Below are 18,176 nucleotides of genomic sequence, written 5' to 3' on the forward strand. Positions count from 1 at the left end.
GCCCGCCGCAGGCCTCGCGCCGACGCTAAGGGTTCCAGTTGCTGGAAGGTCAAGCTCGATCGAGGCTGGAGCCGGAAATTCCGCACGATGGATCGTAGTGGCCCCGGCCGCGTTCATCCGCGGGGATGCAACCAGCCGTTTCATCGAGCAGAGGCCACATCATGCTCATCCAACCGATCGATTATTTCCTCGTTGCCTGGTTCGTGCTCGCGGCTGCTTCGACGCTCTATGTCGGGTTCGACCAATACCGCAACAATCCCGAGCCGGTGGTGATGAAATGGGGCTTCATCCTGGTGACGCTCTATATGGGCCCGCTCGGCCTGCTGCTTTATGTGCTGGCCGACAAGGAACCGCGCCCCGGCGAGCATGAGGCCTTCACAAAGCCTCTTTGGAAGCAGGGCGTCGGCTCCACCATCCACTGTGTCGCCGGCGACGCCACCGGGATCATCCTTGCCGCGGTCGTCACTGCCACGCTCGGCCTGCCGATGTGGCTCGACCTCATCGTCGAATATCTCGCCGGCTTTGCCTTCGGCCTGTTCATCTTCCAATCGCTGTTCATGAAATCGATGATGGGCGGCAGCTATTGGGAAAATGTGAAGAAGAGCTTCCTGCCCGAGTTCATCTCCATGAACTTCATGATGGCCGGCATGGCGCCGGTCATGAGCTTCCTGATGATGGGCCGCGACATGCGCGCCATGGAGCCCACCGAACTTCTGTTCTGGGGCGTGATGTCGCTGGGCGTCATCGCCGGCTTCACGCTGGCCTATCCCGCCAATGTCTGGCTGGTCGCGCGCGGCCTCAAGCACGGGCTGATGACCGAGCGCCCGCAACCGGCCGAAGCGAGCGGGCACGGCCATGCCCGGCAGGGCCACGAACCGGCGGGCGAACAGCGCGCCGCCGGCCATCACATGCGCTCTGACGCGACCACACCGCAAATCGCGGCGCTCGGTACGGTGTCTGCGCTCGCCCTGGCGATCGGCATGGCGGCGCCTGCGAACTGGCTGAACCTCAGGCTCTCGGCCCGCGACGTCGGCGGAGTGATCATGCCCCAGGGCATGATCATGGACCGTGACACGCCGGCCGATACCATGCGCGACATGGCGGCGGCCGATCCTCGGCTGGTGAGCGCGTCTTACGGTCTGGCTGCGAAGGGCGACCAAGACCTGCCGTTCCGCATGGAAAACGGCGTGAAGGTGTTCGAGTTGAGGCCGTCGGTGATCCGCTGGCACATCCTGCCGGACGTGGCGGTCGACGCCTATGCCTATAACAGTCAGATTCCGGGCCCGCGCATCCATATCCGTCAGGGCGACCGGGTGCGCATCAACGTGACCAACGCCTTGCCGGAGGAAACAACGGTGCACTGGCATGGCCTGATCCTGCCCAATCAGATGGACGGGCCGACCGAGATCACCCAGGCGCCGATCAAGCCCGGGCAGACCTATTCCTACGAGTTTACCGCCACCCAGCACGGCACTTACTTCTATCATCCGCACGCCAAGCCCGACCGCACACAGGCACTCGGCCTCTATGGCGCGCTGATCATCGATCCTGCCAATCCCGCCGACGAGGTCGCCGCCGACCACGATTACGTCATCGAGCTGCAGGAATGGCTCGTCCGCGAAGGCCTGACCTATCCATCGATGCCGATGGACGGCGGCATGCCGAACTTCTTCACCATCAACGGCAAGGCCTATCCGTCAACCGATACGATCCATATGAAGGTCGGCGAGACGCTAAAGGTCCGCTTCATCGGCACCAACAACGGCTTCATACACCCGATGCACATCCATGGCGGCCCGTTCGAAGTGGTCGCTCGCGACGGCGAGACGATTCCCGTCGCCGCACGTTTCCTTAACGATACGGTCAACGTCGGCCCGGGCCAGCGATATGATGTCGTCTGGACAGCGAGGCGTCCGGGCAAGTGGCTGATTCACTGCCACATCCCGCATCACACCACGAATAACAATGCCGAGGAGAAGGGCGGCGGCGGTCTGATGGTCGTCATCGACGTTCGCTGATGAAGACCGGACCGTCGGTCGGCTACATTGGGGACCGAACCGAGCACCCAAAAGCTTCTGCCGACAAACAGCCGAGCTTCGCGGTTCATCGGCGCAAAGGCGTCGGCGCGGCGCTGCGAGCGGCGGCGCGCAATGGAACATTCCACCGCCGCCGGGGTTTCATGTTCTCTGTCGCGGCTGGCCAGCTCCGTTGGGCAGGGTCAGTCGGCCCAGCTAGCTTGGAGGCGTCGCCATGACCCACTATCCGCGCAGCACGGCAAGCATCGGCGGCCATCCGATCCACCCGATGCTGATCCCCTTTCCCATCGCGTTTTTCGTCGCCACCTTGGTCTGCGACCTGATCTTCTGGCGAACGGGCAATCCCGGTTGGGTGACAGGCTCGCTGTGGCTTCTCGGGGCCGGTCTGATCATGGCGGCCCTGGCCGCTGTTGCCGGCCTGACTGATGTGCTGGGCGATGACCAGGTCCGCAATCTTCGGGATGCATGGCTTCACGCCGGCGGCAATGTGATTGTCGTCCTGATCGAGCTCTACAACTGGTATTCGCGCTATGTTCATGGCGAAGCTGCGGTCATTCCGATCGGTCTAATACTGTCCCTGCTCGTGGTCCTCATTCTTCTGTTCACCGGATGGAAGGGCTGGGAGATGGTCTATCGCCACCATGTCGGTGTCGCCGACAGCCCTGACGAACGGCGCTGACGTTTCGGCTTTGTCGCTGCAGTCAGCGGGTGGCTTTTTAGGGCGATCCCCGCAACAAGGAGACAGCGCCGGCCGCCGGCACTCCCCAAAACCTGGTCCAAAGGTTCTGCGACTGGCTTGTTCCGCAATTCTTCAGATCGTCGCATTTTGACCCCAATCGGCCTCTAGCCGGCTGGAGATGCTGCGGTTCCAGCCTTCACGTTTTCTTGACAGAGGCCGGAAAAACGGGCAGCAAAGCGGGTGAGGAAGAGCATTTTTACCGTGGCATAGATCATGGAGGGCTCTTTTTTCGTATGGACCGTCGCCAAATCGGCGATTGGTGGAGGGATTGGTTAACCAACTTTGTCCATCTTTTGAATCAATCGGCAACAGACGCGTGAAGGTGCAGGGGGCACCAGCGAACTGTGATCGTGACGGGTGCCAGGTCCGCAAACCGGCATGCCGATTGAGAGTGGTCGTATGGCGTTTTTGCGTTTGAAGAACCGGGGTGACGCTCCTCATGGGGGGGTAACTTCGCAAAAGTCTGGTCATCGTTGGGTCGTGGTGCCTGCTGTCGGCGCCGCCCTCGTGCTGTGGTCCGCCGCGACCTTGGCGGGGCTCCATTCGGTGAGCGCCTCGCTGACCGCCGCTTCCAACGGATTGCCGCAAGGCCTGCTTTCGCCGCGCAACATCGCGCTTGGCGACCAGCGCCGGCAGATCGCCAACGCCTGGGCGCCGCACCTTGCCGTCAATGGCGGCTACAAGGCAGGCTCGCTCACCGGCGGCTGCGACTCCGGCTGCTTCAGCCTCGCGACAAGCTTCAGGCATGACGGCCAAACTCCTGAAAAATTGAAGAAAGAAGGCCACGCCGGCAAGACGGCGCGCCTCAAGCTGCCGGCGCCGGATAGCGTCGCGCATGAAAACGTCGTGGCGGCTTCGGCCGCCGGGGCCGTCGACCGCTTCGACGGCGTTGTAAAGCGCGCCGCGCTTTCGCCGCAAAAGCTTGCCGATGCCTTTGCCCGCGCCGAGAAGGCGCCGTTCCTGCTGGCCAGCCTGCCTACGGCGAGCCGCTTCGGCGGCGCGCTGCCGGGAGCCCCGGCGGAAGCCCGCTTCGGTTCGCGGCCGGCCGAAATCGCCGGCGCTTCCGACTTGGCGCTGGCGCTCGCCAACATAGCGCCGGAGGATACAGCCGACCCTCCGACCGCCGTCGCGCTCGAAAACAGCGACGCGCCTGATGTCGCCGCCAAACCGGACAACGGCAAGGATGGCGCCTACCAGGTCGCCTCGCTGCCGCCGCAGGACGATCTGCCCGACACCATTGCCGTGCCCGGCCTTCGCCCGCGCGCCACGCTCGAACGCGCCACCGAAGCGCCCGAAGAAAACGCCGCCAGGACGCAGAAGCCCGAAGCCGCGAAGCCGCCGGTTGCCAAGGCCAAGCCGCGGCCGGCCGCTGCCGATACCGCGCAAGGCGCACCGACGGCGGTCTCGCCGAGGAACGGCGACCAGGCCCTGCCGGGCGTGACAGACTCGAAACCGCTCGTGACCGACTCCCAGCCAGGCAAGCGCAAGGCGCAGGCGTCCGAGATGCTCGCCTATGCCAAGCCGGACACGCCGGAGCGCGGCGGACTCGGCAGCGCGTTCCGCAACCTTTTCAATGGACCCACGACGGGCAATGGCGTTGCCGTCTACGATATTTCGGCGAGGACCGTTTACATGCCCGACGGCTCGAAACTGGAAGCGCATTCAGGGCTGGGCTCGATGGTCGACCAGCCGCGCTTCGTCAACCGCAAGAATGTCGGCCCGACGCCGCCCGACACCTACAATCTGTCGATGCGCGAGTCGCGCTTTCACGGGGTCGAGGCAATCAGGCTCACGCCGACCAGCGGCAACAACAAATACGGCCGCAACGGCCTGCTTGCGCACACCTATATGCTGCGCGGCGGCCGTGCGGAATCCAATGGCTGCGTCGTCTTCAAGGACTATCACCGCTTCCTTGCCGCCTACAAAAACGGCAAGATCAAGCGTCTCGTTGTCGTCCCGCGCCTCACAAGCTCCCCCACCCGGGTCGCCCAGGAAGGCCGCCAAGGTTAAACCCTATCCGGCCGGCGAGCTTGTCGCCGGCACTGGCCGATCCCCACTTGCCGATCCGAAGGGCTTCGCGCTGATCCGCGCGGATGCTTGGTATGTCGTCGCCGCTTCGAATAGCGACGCGACCGAGGACGCAGCAACGACCCTTCCCAGAAGGTAGATATGGCGCAGCCCGGGCTTGCGGCAAGCCCCCGGCCATGGCGTATCAACGCTGCTCCGAAAAACGACACGGAGCATGGAATGCGTATCTTGTTATCGACTTACGGCTCGCGCGGCGACGTCGAGCCTTTGGCGGCGTTGGGCGCGGCTTTGCAGGCGCATGGCGTCGAGGCCAGGGTCAGCGCACCGGGCGACGAGGAGTTTGCCGCCCTTCTGGCCCGCGCCGGCGTGCCGCTGGCACCGGCCTTCGCGCCGGTGCGCGAATGGGCGAAGGAAATGGTCAATCGGTCGCGATCGGCCTCGCCCGAGGACCGGGCCCGGCTCATTTCCGGCCAGGCGGCCGAGATCGTCGCCAGGCAATATGAGGCGCTGAGCGCGGCCGCCGAAGGCTGCGATGCAGTGGTGGCGTTCGGCCTCTTCCCGTCCTGCGCGGCCGCGCGGCTGGTCACGGAACAACGCGGCACGCGTTACATGCTCGGCACGTTCTGCCCCATCTGGCTGCCGTCGCCGCACAACCGGCCGCATGAATATCCGGGCCATCCGCTGCCGGCCGGCGTGACCGACAACCGGCTGCTGTGGGAGACGGACATCCGGACCAAGAACGCCCTCTTCGGCGAGGCGATCAACGGCCATCGCGCATCGCTCGGACTGCCCCCGGTGGAAAATGTCCGGGACTATGTCTACGGCAATCCCGTCCTGCTCGCCTGCGACCCGACGCTGGGACCATGGCCGGGCTCGGACCTGATCGACGTCGTGCAGACCGGCGCCTTCATCCTGCCGGACGAGCGGCCCCTGCCCGACGGGCTCAAAGCCTTCCTCGATGCCGGCCCGCGGCCGGTCTATGTCGGCTTCGGTTCCATATCGGTCGCGAGCGAAGCCGGCCCCGCCGCCATCGAGGCGATCCGCGCCAAGGGCCTCCGTACGGTACTCGCGCATGGCTGGGCAGAGTTGGGCCCCGTCGACGATCGCGACGACTGCTTTGCCGTCGGCGAGGTCAACCAGCAGGCGCTGTTCGGCCGCGTCGCCGCCGTCATCCATCACGGCGGCGCCGGCACGACCGTCGCCGCCGCACGGGCGGGAGCGCCGCAGGTGATCGTGCCGCAGATCGGAGACCAGCCCTATTGGGCAAGACGGGCGGCCGAGCTCGGCATCGGCGCCGCGCATGACGGCCAGGTGCCGACGGCGCAGTCGCTGTCGGCGGCGCTGGAGGCGGCGCTGGCGGCCGGCGCCCGCGCGAGCACTATCGCCGGCATGATCCGCACCGACGGCGCCAAGGCAGCGGCGAGACTGCTGGTCGAATTGCTCGGCCAGCCCGGCCGGTAAACTCATTGCGTCGTCAGTTCAGCCAGCGCTCGTTGCAGGGGCGCCGGCGAGACCTGGATCGGGCCTGAGAACGGGCTGTCCATGTCGACGATCAGATAGATCGCCGCGGCGACCAGCGCCCCGGAAACGAGGCAGGTGAAGACGATGGTGCCATTGCGCGGCGCCCGGAAGCCGAAGCTGGCGAAGATCAGCGTCAGCCAGGCGACGAGCAGAACGATCAGTGGCGCGGGTATGGCGCCCTCGGACTGTTCGGCCAGTATCCAGCGCTGCTCGATCAGCTTCTGCAGTTGCTGTGTCGCGGCCTGTTGTGCGGCGGTCTGCCTGGCATCCGCCGGCGTCAATCCCGCCAGAATGTCGCCGACCTGATTGAGCAGCAGTTCCGCCAGCCTGTTCGGGACGACGGTCGTGTCGCTGTCGGCGGCAGAGGTGTCGACGACGCGCTGGACGTATGCGGTCAGCGATTGCCGGGCGCTGTCTGCTTCCGGTCCGTAACGTCGAAGCGTACGATCAAGCAGGATGAGATCGGTGGCGAAGGTGTGGACGTTGCCGTTGATGGCCTCGAATGTGTTCTTGGCTGAATTGATCATCAGGCCGAGCATAAGCGACGACATCACCACGAACAGATTCGCGGCAAGCCGCACCACTGCGCTGGTGTCGTCCTGAAGGTGGTGAGCAGGGAAACGCTCGTGCACCATCAGGCTGACCAGCGAGGCCCCGGCCAGACAAGCAAAGATCGCTGCGCCTACAAGCACTTCGCCCATGGCCAATATTGCGCACGGGAAGGGAAGCTTGCCAATCGGCCTCGCGAACTCATCATCCAGCGCGAAGCAAGGAGCGCGGCGGCGCAGACCACAGGATGATGACTCCGCCGGCATTCACCGCATTGCGAAAACCGCTTCCAATACCGGGCGAAGGCGCTATCTATGGCGCGGGGCGGCTCCCAATCACTCACGAGGCAATCCATGACAATTCGCGCTGTCGTCTGGGGCGAGAACATCCATGAGCGGACCAATAAGGTGGTGGCCTCGATCTATCCGGAAGGCATGCACGCGACCATTGCCACGGCGTTGAACACCGACACAGGCATATCAGCCTCGACCGCGACGCTGGAGCAGCCGGAGCACGGCCTGCCCCAATCCCGCCTAGCCGAAACCGACGTGCTCGTCTGGTGGGGTCACAAGGACCATGGCGCGGTGGCCGACGAGGTGGTCGAGCGCGTAGCGCGCAGGGTTTTCGAAGGCATGGGGCTGATCGTGCTGCATTCCGGCCATTTCTCGAAGATCTTCAAGCGGCTGATGGGCACGCCCTGCACGCTGAAGTGGCGCGAGGCCGGTGAGCGCGAGCGGCTCTGGGTGACGAGCCCAAGCCATCCCATCGCCGAAGGCATCGGCGAGTTCTTCGAGCTCGAGAACGAGGAGATGTATGGCGAGCAGTTCGCCGTGCCGGAGCCGCTGGAAACCGTCTTCATCTCCTGGTTCCAGGGCGGCGAGGTGTTCCGCTCGGGCCTCACCTACCGGCGCGGCGCCGGCAATGTCTTCTACTTCCGCCCCGGACACGAAACCTATCCGACCTATCACGACGCCACCGTGCAGAAGGTGCTGCGCAATGCGGTGAAGTGGGCGCACAACCCGCAAGGGGCGAAGCCCGCCATCCTCGACGCGCCGAACGTGCCGGTGGAAAAGGCGCTGGAGCCGATCGAGGAGCGCGGGCCCAGGCTGCATGCGCATGGCGAGGCCGGCTTCCGCTAAAAAGCGCCTCTCCGCTTCGTTTGGGATTGCGCCAAAACAGCGCCCGGGTCACATTCTCCCCCGTTATTGAATCGAACCAAATCGCTCAAAGGGACAAAAATGCGGCTTTTGATACTCGGTACCGGCTGGATGGCGCAGGAACATGCCCGCCGCTTCGGCGCGATCGAGGGCGTCGAGATCGTCGGCGCCGTCGATGTCGATGCGGCCCGCGTCGGCGAATATGCCGACGCCTACAAGATCCCGAAGCGCTTCACCTCGCTGGAGGCGGCGCTCGACTGGGGCGATTTCGACGCGGTCGCCAATGTCACGCCGGACCGCATCCATCATCCGACCACCATGGCGCTGGTCGCCGCTGGCAAGCCGGTGCTGTGCGAGAAGCCGCTGGCGGAAAATTTCCGCAAGGCCAACGAAATGGCCGATGCCGCAGAATCCGCCGGCATCGTCAACATGGTCAATCTCACCTATCGCAACGTCGCCGCGTTGCAGAAGGCGCGCCGGATGGTGCAGGCCGGCGAGATCGGCACGGTGCGCCATGTCGAGGCATCCTACCTGCAGAGCTGGCTGGTGTCGAAATTCTGGGGCGACTGGCGCACCGATCCGAAATGGCTGTGGCGGCTGTCGCGCGGCCACGGCTCCAACGGCGTGCTCGGCGATGTCGGCATCCACATCCTCGATTTCGCCAGCTATGGCGCGGCGCTCGATATCGACCATGTCTTCTGCAGGCTGCGCGCCTTCGACAAGGCGCCGGGCAACCGCATCGGCGAGTACCAGCTCGACGCCAACGACAGTTTCGCCATGACGCTCGACTTCGCCAACGGCGCCTTCGGCGTGGTGCATGCCAGCCGCTGGGCCACCGGCCACATCAACGAGTTGCGCCTGCGCATCCATGGCGACAAGGGCGGCATCGAGGTGGTGCACAATCTCGACGGCTCGATGCTCAAGGCCTGCGTCGGCGACAATGTCGAGAACGCCAAATGGGAAGAGCTCGACGCCGGCACCGTCCCGACCAACTACCAGCGCTTTGTCGAGGCGGTGAAGAGCGGCGCGCAGACCGAGCCGACCTTCCGCCACGCGGCGGGCCTGCAGAAGGTGCTGGATCTTGCCGTTGTGTCGGATGAGAAGCGCGCCGAGTTGAGGGCCATCGCGGATACGCAGTAGCGCTTTCCTCGCCCCCGCCAAAGGCGGGGGAGAGGTGTCCGCGAAGCGGACGGAGAGGGGGTCTTCGTAGGGCGCTCCCCCTCTCCGTCTCGGCTTCGCCGAGCCACCTCTCCCCCACTTCGTGGAGGCGAGGAACAAGATCACCGAGCGCGGTAAATCGCCACCGCCGCAGCCACCAGCGCGGCGTTGCCGTCCGCCACGCTTCCGTCCGGCAATTCCTTGCCGTCCTCCAGCCCGACCCGCGTCGACACCTTCTGCGCGGCCGCCCTTTCCACGAACGGCCAAACCGTGGCGTTCTCGCCGTGCAGCAGGATGGAGCGGCGGATGTCGGCGCGCTCCAGCACCGTCTCGATGCCGTCTGCCACGGCAAAGGCTTCATCCAGCGCCTGCTCGGAAATCTCGACCAGCACGCGCAGCACCCGCCCGCCATGGTCGAGACCGACGAGACGCTCGGCATCGGCAACGGAAGCGAGCCCGGCTTCGATGGCGATGCCGCGCTGGCGCAGGCTTTCCATGACGACGGGCGCCGCCGTCTCGCTGAGATTGACCGAGGCATAATCGGGCAGCTCGCGCCAGCCGGAAATGGCAACCAGCGTGCGCAAATCGTCCTTCTCGATCCAGGCGCCGGTGGAAACGCCGATCAGGGTGCCCGGACAGGCGCGGCGGAGTGCTGCGACCGTGCTGTCCATCGCTTCCGGCGCCAGGCTCTCTTGGCCATCAATACCGCGCGCATGGACATGCAGCTCGGCTGCGCCCGCCGCGATCGAGGCGGCGGCGTCGCGCGCCATCGCCTCGGGATCGAGCGGCAATGCGGGGTGGAAGTCGGCGGCTCGGGCGCCGTTGATGCAGGCCTGAACGATCATCTTTGCAGCAATCCTGTTTCGGCTGGCCAGAGCCTAGCGTAGGGCCAGGATGATCGGAACGGATATGACGAAGTCTCCTGACAGGCCGGGACTGCAAAAGAAATATCTCCCTGGCCCGACCGGCCAGGGCGTAGGCGTTCCCCTTCTGCAATTTCGGAGCTTGAAAGCCTGTTACGCCGGCACCCGCTTCAGCGCCTGCGCCATGCAGTGGATGCCGCCGCCGGTCTTGGAGATCTCGCTCATGTCGACGGCCGCGACCTCGAAGCCCTGCGCCTTCAGCTTTTCGATCAACGTCTTGCTCGACGTCGGCGCGATCACCCTGTCCTTGCCGAGCGACATGAAGTTGCAGCCGAGCGCCATCGTGTCCTGGAAGGGCACGTCGATGATCTCGTGGCCCTTTCCCTTCAGCCAGTCGACAATGCCTGGCTCGGTGCAGGCGAGGCAGACGGCGGTGAGCTTCTCGGCGATCGGCACCACCATCAGATCGATATGGACGTAATATTCGTCGATGAAGGCGAGCCGCGTCTCCCAACCTTCCTTATCGAACCATTCCTTGACCTGGCGTGCGCCCTCTTCCTGCGTGCGGGCACCGCCGCAGCCGATCAGCACCACGCCCTCCTCGATGACGTTGAAATCGCCGCCCTCGAAAGTGCCGGCGGTCACCATGTCGTAGATCGGAATGCCGAGCTTTTCATAGGTACGGATGGCGGCATAATTCTCACCGCGCCGCCACCAATTGGCCATGGCGGTGATGAAGGCGCCATAGGGAGTCATGACGCTGGAATCGCGCGAATAGACCTGCATCGGCAATTCCGGCGTCGGCTCGTGCCAGTGGATGTTGACGCCGAAATGCTCGTAGGCCGCGACAAGGTCCTTGTGCTGCGCCTGCGCGATCTGGATGTTGCAAGGCGCCTCGCGCAGATGCTTGCGCGACAGCGAGCTGGTCGACAGGTGGCGCAGAAAGTTCGGCGAGCCGAGCAGCACGTCGGTCAGCACATCAGTTTCGTTGGCGAAGCCCCAGGCGGTCAACGGCTTGGTGCCGCCATTGGGGTTGCGGCGCTGCAGCGAGAACGGCTCGGCGACGATGCGGTCATGGACGGTCATGGTGTTCTCCTCGGGGTGGTGTTTCGTATCATGCGGTGGAGGCGGCCGGGATCCACCAGTCGCGCCCGCGCGGCGTGGTGACATATTCCGGCCAGCGGAAGTTGATCGGCGGTACGTAGTCGCAGAGCGGCGCGATCCAGTTCGAGCCGCCGACGCCGCCGCCGGTCCGCCTGACGAACTCGTCCATGGCGGCCTCGCGCGCGGCCTTGTCTTCCAGCAGCCGCAGCGCCGTCAGCGCAACGGTTTTGGCGGCGCAGGTGACCATCGGGTCGATGGTCGCCGGAATGCCGCCCAGCGCGTTCATCACCCAGGCCGGATAGGTGTGGCCCGTGGCGGCGCGCAGCGCCGGACGGGCGACATAGAAGCGCGACGTCGGCGCATGCCAGCTCATGTCGGTGTAATCGTCCGAGGTGGAGTTCACCTGCGAGGGCGGCAGGTCGCGGCGCAGGATCGCCTCGGCATCCTGCGGCGAAATCAGCCGCTCCAATTCGTCGATGAACGGGTTCTCCGTCGCCTCGCCGCCGGCATTGACCTGGACCTCGCGGGCGATCGCCCTCGCCTCCTCGCTCCAGCGCGGCGCGCCGACGATCGAGAGTGACTGATAGGTGATGTCGGCCATGGCGTGGTTGGCCAGCCCCGGACGCGACTTCGACACCCAGTGGCGCTCGTAACGGCAGCCGCTCATCTTTGCCGCGGCTTCCGCGTTATGGTCGAGAACGGCAGTCACCTGCTCGGCCATGGCAATGGTCGGCACGCGGATCATGTACTGGATCTCGGCAAGGCCGGCCGGAAGGTTGTCGGCGGTCGCTTGCCCTGCCGTCAGGATCGCCTCGCTGATCGACCAGCCGCCTTGATGCGTCAGCATGGAATCGCGCAGCGCCTTGGAGGCCATGTACATCATCATCAGCGCGTCGTTGGCGCCGGGCGCCCTGACCGCCGAATGCGCCTGCGGGATGGGTGCTGCGTCGCTGGCGCGAACCCAATTTTCCGGCTCGTCGCAGACGAAGCGGTAGATCATCGAATAGGCCGCGCCGCAATGCGTGTCCCAGCGCGCGGTGTTGCAGAGCGGCAGCATGTAGAAGGGATGGAAGGAGATCATGCCGGCAAGGCCGTCATAATAGCCCTTGGCAGCATGGATAGGCTTGGAGCCCCGCACCTTCTCGGCCGGCTCGCCGGTGAAGCGCAGCGTGCCCTTGATGCGGTGTTCCAGCATCGCCGCCTTGGTGGCCAAAAGCCCGCCGAGGCTGCCGATGCCGAGGCCCGAATGCGGATCGGTATGGCCGCCCGCCTCCTGCCCAAGGCCCGGCCGCGCGCGTTTCACCGTCGCTGCGTCCTGGCAATTGCCGGGCACGGCGTCGTATTCGCCATACATGCCGATCACCGGGCCGTCGCCATTCGTCCAATGGGCGCAGAAGGCCGTGGGCATGCCGCCCGAGCCCTCCTCGACCGAAAAGCCTTCGCGCTTCAGTCGATCCACATACCAGGCCGCCGACTGGTACTCGCGCCAGGCGGTCTCGCCGAAATCGAAGATGGTGTGCGTCCAGGCCGACAGCAGCGGCTGGATGCTGTCGATGCAGGCAAGCGCGGTTTCTTGCGCTGAAGTCGTCACCGGTTCCTCCATGCCTTAAAGAAAGCAGTGAAGCGGCGCATCAAAAAGTGATATGTTTTCCCGGCTCGTGCAAATTCGGTTCACCTGAGGCCTCTTGCGAATACCATCCACGCAGGCGCTGCGCGCCCTCGACAGTTTTGCCCGTCACGGCAGCGTCTGGCGCGCCGCCGACGAACTCCACCTCACCCGCAGCGCCGTCTCGCATCAGCTGCGGCTGCTCGAGCGCGACCTCGGCTTCGATCTCCTGCAGCGCATCGGCAAGGGCGTGGCGCTGACGCCGCGCGGCCAGCGCTACGCTGCCGACGTCAGGAAGGCGCTGACCGTGCTCGGTGATGCGGTGACGCAGGGCGGCGGCGCCGGCGTTGGCGGCTCCTTCGCCATCTCCTGTCCGCCGGGCTTCGCCTCGATGTTTTTGTGCACGCATATCGGCGAGTTCCAGCAGATGTACCCGGACGTGACGCTCTCGGTGCTCACGCCGCGGCGGCTCGACGATGTCAGCAATCCGGATGCCGACGCCTTCATCGCCTTCGGCGTCGGCAACTGGCCGAACCGGGCGGTGGAACTGCTGTGCGAAGTCTCCTTCACGCCGCTTTGCAGCCCGAGACTGCTCAACAAGGTAGGCGGTTTTTCCAAACCCGCCGACGTGCTGCGCGCCAACCTCCTGCATCTTTCCGACACCGAGGACTGGGCGCGCTGGCTGGCGCTGTCCAAGGTGGAAAATCCCGATACCGAAGGCGGCATCTTCTTTTCCGATATGAATCTGGTCTTTTCGGCGGCAATCGCCGGCCAGGGGATTGCGCTCGGCGACGAGCTGACCGGCCGCCAGGCGCTGAGCGAAGGCCGGCTGGTCAAGCCGTTCGAGGCGACCGTCCCGTCGCCGCGCTCCTATTTTCTGGTCTTCGAGCACGCCAAGGCGGGGCACCCGGTGCTCAATGCCTTCGGCGACTGGCTGCGGGCGAAGCTGTCGGAGAGCAGTCTGGCTAAGTATTGAGATTGGCGCTGCCGCGTCGCCGTTCCGCACCACGCGTGAATCAAATTTGCCGATCAGGCGAAAACTATTCGGTTGCGGTGAGCCGCAGCCGTGCCTACGATTTGGCTTGACGGTGAGGATAGAGGCAGGATGCAGCAACCCGGCCGGGCCGCAGAGATCAAGGCGAACGGGATCGGCAAGAGCTTCGGCTCGTTCCGGGCGCTGGATAATCTGACGCTCGATATAGGCCGCGGCGAATTCCTCACGCTGCTCGGACCATCCGGCTCCGGCAAGACCACCTTCCTGATGATCCTCGCCGGCTTCGTGCAGCCGAGCGAAGGCAAGCTTTTCAGCGACGGTGTCGACATCACCGACCGGCCGGCCGAGCAACGCGCCGCCGGCATGGTGTTCCAAGGCTATGCTTTGTTCCCGCATATGAGCGTGGAACAGAACATCGCCTTCCCGCTCAAGGTGCGCAAGAAATCCGCCGCAGAGATCAAAAGCCGTGTCGGCGAGATGATCGAACGCGTCGGACTGAAGGGTCACGAGAAGAAGCTGCCGGCGCAGCTTTCCGGCGGCCAGCAGCAGCGTGTGGCGCTGGCCCGCGCGCTGGTATTCGAGCCGGGCGTGCTGTTGCTCGACGAGCCGTTCTCGGCGCTGGACAAGAGCCTGCGCGGCCAGATGCAGGCCGAGATGAAGCGGCTGCACCAGGAGACCGGCACCACCTTCGTCTTCGTTACGCACGACCAGAGCGAGGCGCTGGCGCTGTCGTCGCGCGTCGCCATCTTCAATCACGGCAAGCTGTTGCAGGTCGGCAGGCCTGACGAGGTCTATAACCGGCCGACCAACCGCTTCGTCGCCGAGTTCCTGGGCGAGATCAACATGCTGCCGGTGAAAGGCGTGCGCCCCGCCGACAATGGCGCGACTGGGCTCTGCGAAGATCGCGCGGTCAACATACGCTGCAAGGCCGAGGCGATCAAAGGCGACGCCATCCTCGCCATCCGCCCTGAAGACATGTCGATTGCGCCGGAAGCGTTCGCCAACCAAAACGGCATTGCTGCGACGGCCGTCGCCTCGACTTATCTCGGTGCCGCGACCAAGCTCGACCTCACCACGCGCCAGGGCGCCAAGGTCACTGTCTCGGTGCCGAACGAGGTCGCGGCCGCTGCGTTGAGCAAGGGCAATTCCGTCTGGCTGACCTGGCCGGCGGAGAAGGGCTTCCTCCTTCCGGAAGGAGGACAATAAGCACCCGCCGCCGCGGCCCGAAATCGCCGCGCCGGCTTCCGGTTCAATCAACGACAACAAGGGGAACTGACATGACGAACGAAACCAAGAAACAGACGATCGAATCCCTCGCCGAGCGGACCAAGCGCGGCGAGATCTCGCGCCGGCAGTTCGCGCAGCTTGCGGGCCTCGTGCTCGCCGGCACGCCGATGCTTTTGCGCTCGACCGGCGCTCAAGCCGAGACCAAAGGGCTGGTGCTGGTGAACTGGGGCGGCGACGCCATAACGGCTTACGATGCCGCTTACGGCCAGGCCTTCACCAAGGAAACAGGCATCCCGGTCAAGATGGACGGCTCCGGCCCGACCGAAGGTGCTATCGCCGCGCAGTACAAGAGCGGCGCGCCGACCTGGGACCTGGTCGACGTCGATCCGTTCTCAGCCATCACGCTCGGCGGCCAGGGCATGCTCGAGCCGATCGACTACAAGGTCGTCGACAAGAGCAAGATGCGGCCGGGCTTCGGCTGGGAATATGCCGCCTCGACCTACTTCTTCTCCTATGTGATCGCCTACGACTCGCAGAAATTCGGCTCCAACGCGCCGACCGGCATGGCCGACTTCTTCGACGTGAAGAAATTCCCCGGCAAGCGCTCGCTCTACAAATGGGGCGTGTCGAGCTGGGAAGCGGCGCTGCTGGCAGACGGTGTGGCACCCGCCTCTCTCTATCCGCTCGATCTGAAGCGCGCGCATGACAAGATCGCCGCCTTCAAGGAAAACGTCGTCTCCTATTGGGGCGGCGGCGCCGAAAGCCAAAGCGTATTGCTCAACGGTGAGGCTTCGATGGCAATCGTATGGTCGACCCGCGCTTCGCTGATCGAGCAGGACTCCGGCGGCCAGATCAAGTTCATCTGGGACCAGGGCCTGATCTCGCCCGGCGCGCTGGCGGTGCTGAAGAACAATCCCGGCGGCAAGGACGCGGCGATGAAGTTCATCGCCAGCACCCAGGATCCGCAGAAGGAGCTGGTGATGTTCGACAAGCTCGGACAAGGCCCGGCCAATCCGGCGGCCGATGCGCTGATCCCGGCCGACAAGAAGCGCATCAACCCGGTCGATCCGGACAACATGAAGAAGCAGATCCCGCTCGACATGGAGTGGTACGCCAAGAATTACGGCGCCGCGCTCGACGAATACACCAAGATCATCTCGGCCTGATCGGGCCGAGATTTTCTGACCGATGAGAGGCCCCCTCTCCGACAGGATGGGCGCGGCGCTGTTGATGGCGCCGCTGCTCCTGTTTTTGATCCTTGCCTATGCCTGGCCCTTCCTCGGCGTGGTGAAGTGGAGTTTTACCCTCCCAACGCCAGGCCTCGGCCAGTACCACGCTTTGCTCACCGACGACCTGGTGCAGTCGGTGTTCATCCGCACGCTGCGCATCGCGGCGATCGTCACCGTGGTCTCGGTCACCGCCGCCTATGCCATCACCGTGGTCTGGGTGCGCGGCAGTCCGGTGCAGCGTGTGCTGGCCGAGTTCTGCATCCTGGTGCCTTTCTGGATCTCGGTGCTGACGCGCGCCTTCGGCTGGGTCGCGCTGCTCTCCAACCGCGGCCTGATCAACACCTGGCTGCAATCGGTCGGCTTCATCTCGGAGCCGCTGACTTTGGTGCGCAACGAGTTCGGCGTCATCGTCGGCATGTCGCATTTTCTCATCCCTTTCGCGGTGTTCCCGCTGGCATCCGCCATGCGTAGCCTGGACGAGCGCGTGCTGCTTGCGGCGCGTGGCCTTGGCTCCAGCCGCATGCGCACCTTCTGGACGGTGTTCGTGCCGATGACGCGCTCCGGCATCATCGGCTCGGCGCTGATCACCTTCGTCTTCTCGCTGGGCTTCTTCGTCACGCCGGCAATCCTCGGCGGCGGCCGCAGCGTCATGATCGCGGAGCTGATTTATCTGCGCATCTTCCAGAGCCCGGACTGGGGGCTGGGCGCGGCGATCAGCGTCGTGCTGGTGGTGTTCGTCGGCGCGCTGATGGCGCTGCTGTTCCGCTACGTCAAACCGAAGCAATTGGTGTAGCCGAGATGCCGACCTACCGCCCCGGCCCCGTCTCGCTGCTCCTCGCCGTGCTGGTGGCACTCTTCCTGCTGATGCCGCTGCTTGCCGTCATCCCGGTGTCGCTGACGCCGAGCCGGATGCTGACCATGCCGACGGGTGAATTATCGCTGCGCCACTACCGCTCGCTGATCGAGGATCCGCGCTGGTTGGACTCGATCCTGCTTTCGCTCAGGATCGGCATCGTCAGCAGCATCCTTTCCACCGCGCTTGCCCTCACCTTCAGCCTCGGCGTGTGGATGTTCCAGCCGCGCTTCACCGCCGCCCTTGTCGGCTTCGTGCTGTTGCCGATGGTGGTGCCGCCGGTGGTCTCGGCGGTGACGCTCTATTTCCTGCTCACCTCGGTTTCCGGCATCACCTCCTTCTTCGGGTATGATACCTGGTTGGGCGTCGCCATGGCGCATTCGGTGATGACCGTGCCTTTCGCCACGGTGCTCATCCTGGTGTCGCTCAGCCAGCTCGACCGGCGCATCGACCTTGCCGCGCGCGGGCTCGGGGCCAGCGTGTGGGAGCGCGCGACGCGCGTCATTATGCCTAATATCAAGTTCGGCATCGTCACCGCGGCGCTGCTGTCTTTCGTGCTCTCCTGGGAGGAGATCGGCGTGACGCTGTTCATCACCTCGGTCAACGCCATCACCCTGCCGCGCCTGATGTGGATGGGCCTGCGCGATAACATCGACCCGGCGATCGCCGCGCTCTCGGTGATCCTGATCATCATCACCGTGCTGGTGCTCGCCGTGCGCAGCGTCATCACAAGGCAGCGCAGCGCACGCTAGAGCGATGCGTCGGCGGGCGGCAAGGCACATCGTCGGCCCGAAACGAAAGAGGCCCGCCGGAGCGGCAAGCCTCTTACGGAGCCGAAGTGGAAGCTTGGCGCCGTCATGATCCGGGGGTGTGGATCGACTCGAAATTTAGCCAACAGCGCCCGACCAGGCGACTTACAAATCTGTAACCTTCGGCTCAGCCAGACCCCGCTCATACACAAAATCGTTTGCTATCAGCGGCTTGCAGTAAAAATCGGACTTCCAAGCGTCGCCTCTCAAACAAACGTGATGAACCGCCCGGCGAGCGGTATGGCAGCAGCGGTTCAAGGAATGTGGGCGGGTCACGATGCGGCCGCTTGCACGCGCCATGGA

15 protein-coding genes are annotated in these 18,176 nt (G+C 64.8%); 11 read left to right on the forward strand and 4 right to left on the reverse strand.

From position 1 onward, the window contains the following. The first annotated feature begins 161 nt into the window (after window positions 1-161). The 4 genes from LB552_RS23130 (at window position 162) to LB552_RS23145 (ending at window position 6,264) form a co-directional block, all read left to right on the forward strand. Window positions 162-2,018 carry a DUF4396 domain-containing protein gene (locus tag LB552_RS23130; protein WP_224610500.1) on the forward strand — a complete coding sequence of 619 codons (1,857 nt, stop codon included), beginning with the start codon at window positions 162-164 and terminating at the stop codon, window positions 2,016-2,018. Window positions 2,019-2,250: 232 nt separating this feature from the next. After that, window positions 2,251-2,715, forward strand: coding sequence for a DUF2231 domain-containing protein (locus LB552_RS23135; RefSeq protein WP_224543995.1), 465 nt, complete (start codon window positions 2,251-2,253; stop codon window positions 2,713-2,715). Between the two features lie 540 nt (window positions 2,716-3,255). Further along, on the forward strand, window positions 3,256-4,785 hold the full coding sequence (locus LB552_RS23140; RefSeq protein ID WP_224610501.1) for a tlde1 domain-containing protein: 1,530 nt from the start codon (window positions 3,256-3,258) through the stop codon (window positions 4,783-4,785). Between the two features lie 237 nt (window positions 4,786-5,022). Continuing rightward, window positions 5,023-6,264 carry a glycosyltransferase gene (locus LB552_RS23145; protein ID WP_224610503.1) on the forward strand — a complete coding sequence of 414 codons (1,242 nt, stop codon included), beginning with the start codon at window positions 5,023-5,025 and terminating at the stop codon, window positions 6,262-6,264. A 2-nt stretch (window positions 6,265-6,266) separates the two neighbouring features. Here LB552_RS23145 and LB552_RS23150 read toward each other — a convergent pair whose 3' ends face one another. Further along, on the reverse strand, window positions 6,267-7,025 hold the full coding sequence (locus LB552_RS23150) for a DUF4239 domain-containing protein (RefSeq protein ID WP_224607307.1): 759 nt from the start codon (window positions 7,023-7,025) through the stop codon (window positions 6,267-6,269). Between the two features lie 201 nt (window positions 7,026-7,226). On the opposite strand from LB552_RS23150, the gene LB552_RS23155 reads away from it, so the two are divergent. Together LB552_RS23155 and LB552_RS23160 are read left to right on the forward strand one after the other, a co-directional pair. After that, window positions 7,227-8,012 (forward strand): ThuA domain-containing protein, encoded by a 786-nt coding sequence (locus tag LB552_RS23155; RefSeq protein WP_224610506.1) that lies wholly within the window; start codon window positions 7,227-7,229, stop codon window positions 8,010-8,012. Between the two features lie 99 nt (window positions 8,013-8,111). Next, a complete protein-coding gene (locus LB552_RS23160; protein WP_224610508.1) occupies window positions 8,112-9,170 on the forward strand; it encodes a Gfo/Idh/MocA family protein in 1,059 nt (352 codons plus the stop codon). 140 nt (window positions 9,171-9,310) lie between these two features. On the opposite strand, the gene LB552_RS23165 is transcribed toward LB552_RS23160, so the two are convergent. The 3 genes from LB552_RS23165 to LB552_RS23175 all read right to left on the reverse strand — a co-directional run bounded on the left by LB552_RS23165 (window position 9,311) and on the right by LB552_RS23175 (window position 12,758). Then, window positions 9,311-10,033, reverse strand: a complete 723-nt coding sequence (locus LB552_RS23165; RefSeq protein ID WP_224610510.1) for a 3-keto-5-aminohexanoate cleavage protein — start codon at window positions 10,031-10,033, stop codon at window positions 9,311-9,313. A 171-nt stretch (window positions 10,034-10,204) separates the two neighbouring features. Beyond that, window positions 10,205-11,137 (reverse strand): dimethylarginine dimethylaminohydrolase family protein, encoded by a 933-nt coding sequence (locus LB552_RS23170; protein WP_224610512.1) that lies wholly within the window; start codon window positions 11,135-11,137, stop codon window positions 10,205-10,207. Window positions 11,138-11,165: 28 nt separating this feature from the next. Further along, a complete protein-coding gene (locus LB552_RS23175; protein ID WP_224610514.1) occupies window positions 11,166-12,758 on the reverse strand; it encodes an amidohydrolase in 1,593 nt (530 codons plus the stop codon). A gap of 82 nt (window positions 12,759-12,840) precedes the next feature. Between LB552_RS23175 and LB552_RS23180 the strand changes: the two genes are divergently transcribed. The 5 genes from LB552_RS23180 to LB552_RS23200 all read left to right on the forward strand — a co-directional run bounded on the left by LB552_RS23180 (window position 12,841) and on the right by LB552_RS23200 (window position 17,816). Continuing rightward, entirely contained in the window at window positions 12,841-13,737 is an 897-nt protein-coding gene (locus LB552_RS23180; protein WP_224610516.1) for a LysR substrate-binding domain-containing protein, read from the forward strand. A 129-nt stretch (window positions 13,738-13,866) separates the two neighbouring features. Then, window positions 13,867-14,961 (forward strand): ABC transporter ATP-binding protein, encoded by a 1,095-nt coding sequence (locus LB552_RS23185; protein ID WP_224610518.1) that lies wholly within the window; start codon window positions 13,867-13,869, stop codon window positions 14,959-14,961. Window positions 14,962-15,032: 71 nt separating this feature from the next. Continuing rightward, entirely contained in the window at window positions 15,033-16,148 is a 1,116-nt protein-coding gene (locus tag LB552_RS23190) for an ABC transporter substrate-binding protein (protein ID WP_224524851.1), read from the forward strand. 22 nt (window positions 16,149-16,170) lie between these two features. After that, window positions 16,171-17,004, forward strand: coding sequence for an ABC transporter permease (locus tag LB552_RS23195; protein WP_095767106.1), 834 nt, complete (start codon window positions 16,171-16,173; stop codon window positions 17,002-17,004). Window positions 17,005-17,009: 5 nt separating this feature from the next. Beyond that, on the forward strand, window positions 17,010-17,816 hold the full coding sequence (locus LB552_RS23200) for an ABC transporter permease (RefSeq protein ID WP_224610520.1): 807 nt from the start codon (window positions 17,010-17,012) through the stop codon (window positions 17,814-17,816). Window positions 17,817-18,176: the final 360 nt, after the last annotated feature.

This window comes from Mesorhizobium sp. CA7 (assembly GCF_020165015.1).
Classification (GTDB): Bacteria; Pseudomonadota; Alphaproteobacteria; order Rhizobiales; family Rhizobiaceae; genus Mesorhizobium.

Coding starts and splice junctions, on each gene's coding strand:
- LB552_RS23130 (WP_224610500.1), top strand. CDS start 162: ATGCTCATCCAACCGATCGATTATTTCCTCGTTGCCTGGTTCGTGCTC.
- LB552_RS23170 (WP_224610512.1), bottom strand. CDS start 11,137: ATGACCGTCCATGACCGCATCGTCGCCGAGCCGTTCTCGCTGCAGCGC.
- LB552_RS23190 (WP_224524851.1), top strand. CDS start 15,033: ATGACGAACGAAACCAAGAAACAGACGATCGAATCCCTCGCCGAGCGG.
- LB552_RS23135 (WP_224543995.1), top strand. CDS start 2,251: ATGACCCACTATCCGCGCAGCACGGCAAGCATCGGCGGCCATCCGATC.
- LB552_RS23185 (WP_224610518.1), top strand. CDS start 13,867: ATGCAGCAACCCGGCCGGGCCGCAGAGATCAAGGCGAACGGGATCGGC.
- LB552_RS23150 (WP_224607307.1), bottom strand. CDS start 7,025: ATGGGCGAAGTGCTTGTAGGCGCAGCGATCTTTGCTTGTCTGGCCGGG.
- LB552_RS23195 (WP_095767106.1), top strand. CDS start 16,171: ATGAGAGGCCCCCTCTCCGACAGGATGGGCGCGGCGCTGTTGATGGCG.
- LB552_RS23200 (WP_224610520.1), top strand. CDS start 17,010: ATGCCGACCTACCGCCCCGGCCCCGTCTCGCTGCTCCTCGCCGTGCTG.
- LB552_RS23175 (WP_224610514.1), bottom strand. CDS start 12,758: ATGGAGGAACCGGTGACGACTTCAGCGCAAGAAACCGCGCTTGCCTGC.
- LB552_RS23165 (WP_224610510.1), bottom strand. CDS start 10,033: ATGATCGTTCAGGCCTGCATCAACGGCGCCCGAGCCGCCGACTTCCAC.
- LB552_RS23160 (WP_224610508.1), top strand. CDS start 8,112: ATGCGGCTTTTGATACTCGGTACCGGCTGGATGGCGCAGGAACATGCC.
- LB552_RS23155 (WP_224610506.1), top strand. CDS start 7,227: ATGACAATTCGCGCTGTCGTCTGGGGCGAGAACATCCATGAGCGGACC.
- LB552_RS23145 (WP_224610503.1), top strand. CDS start 5,023: ATGCGTATCTTGTTATCGACTTACGGCTCGCGCGGCGACGTCGAGCCT.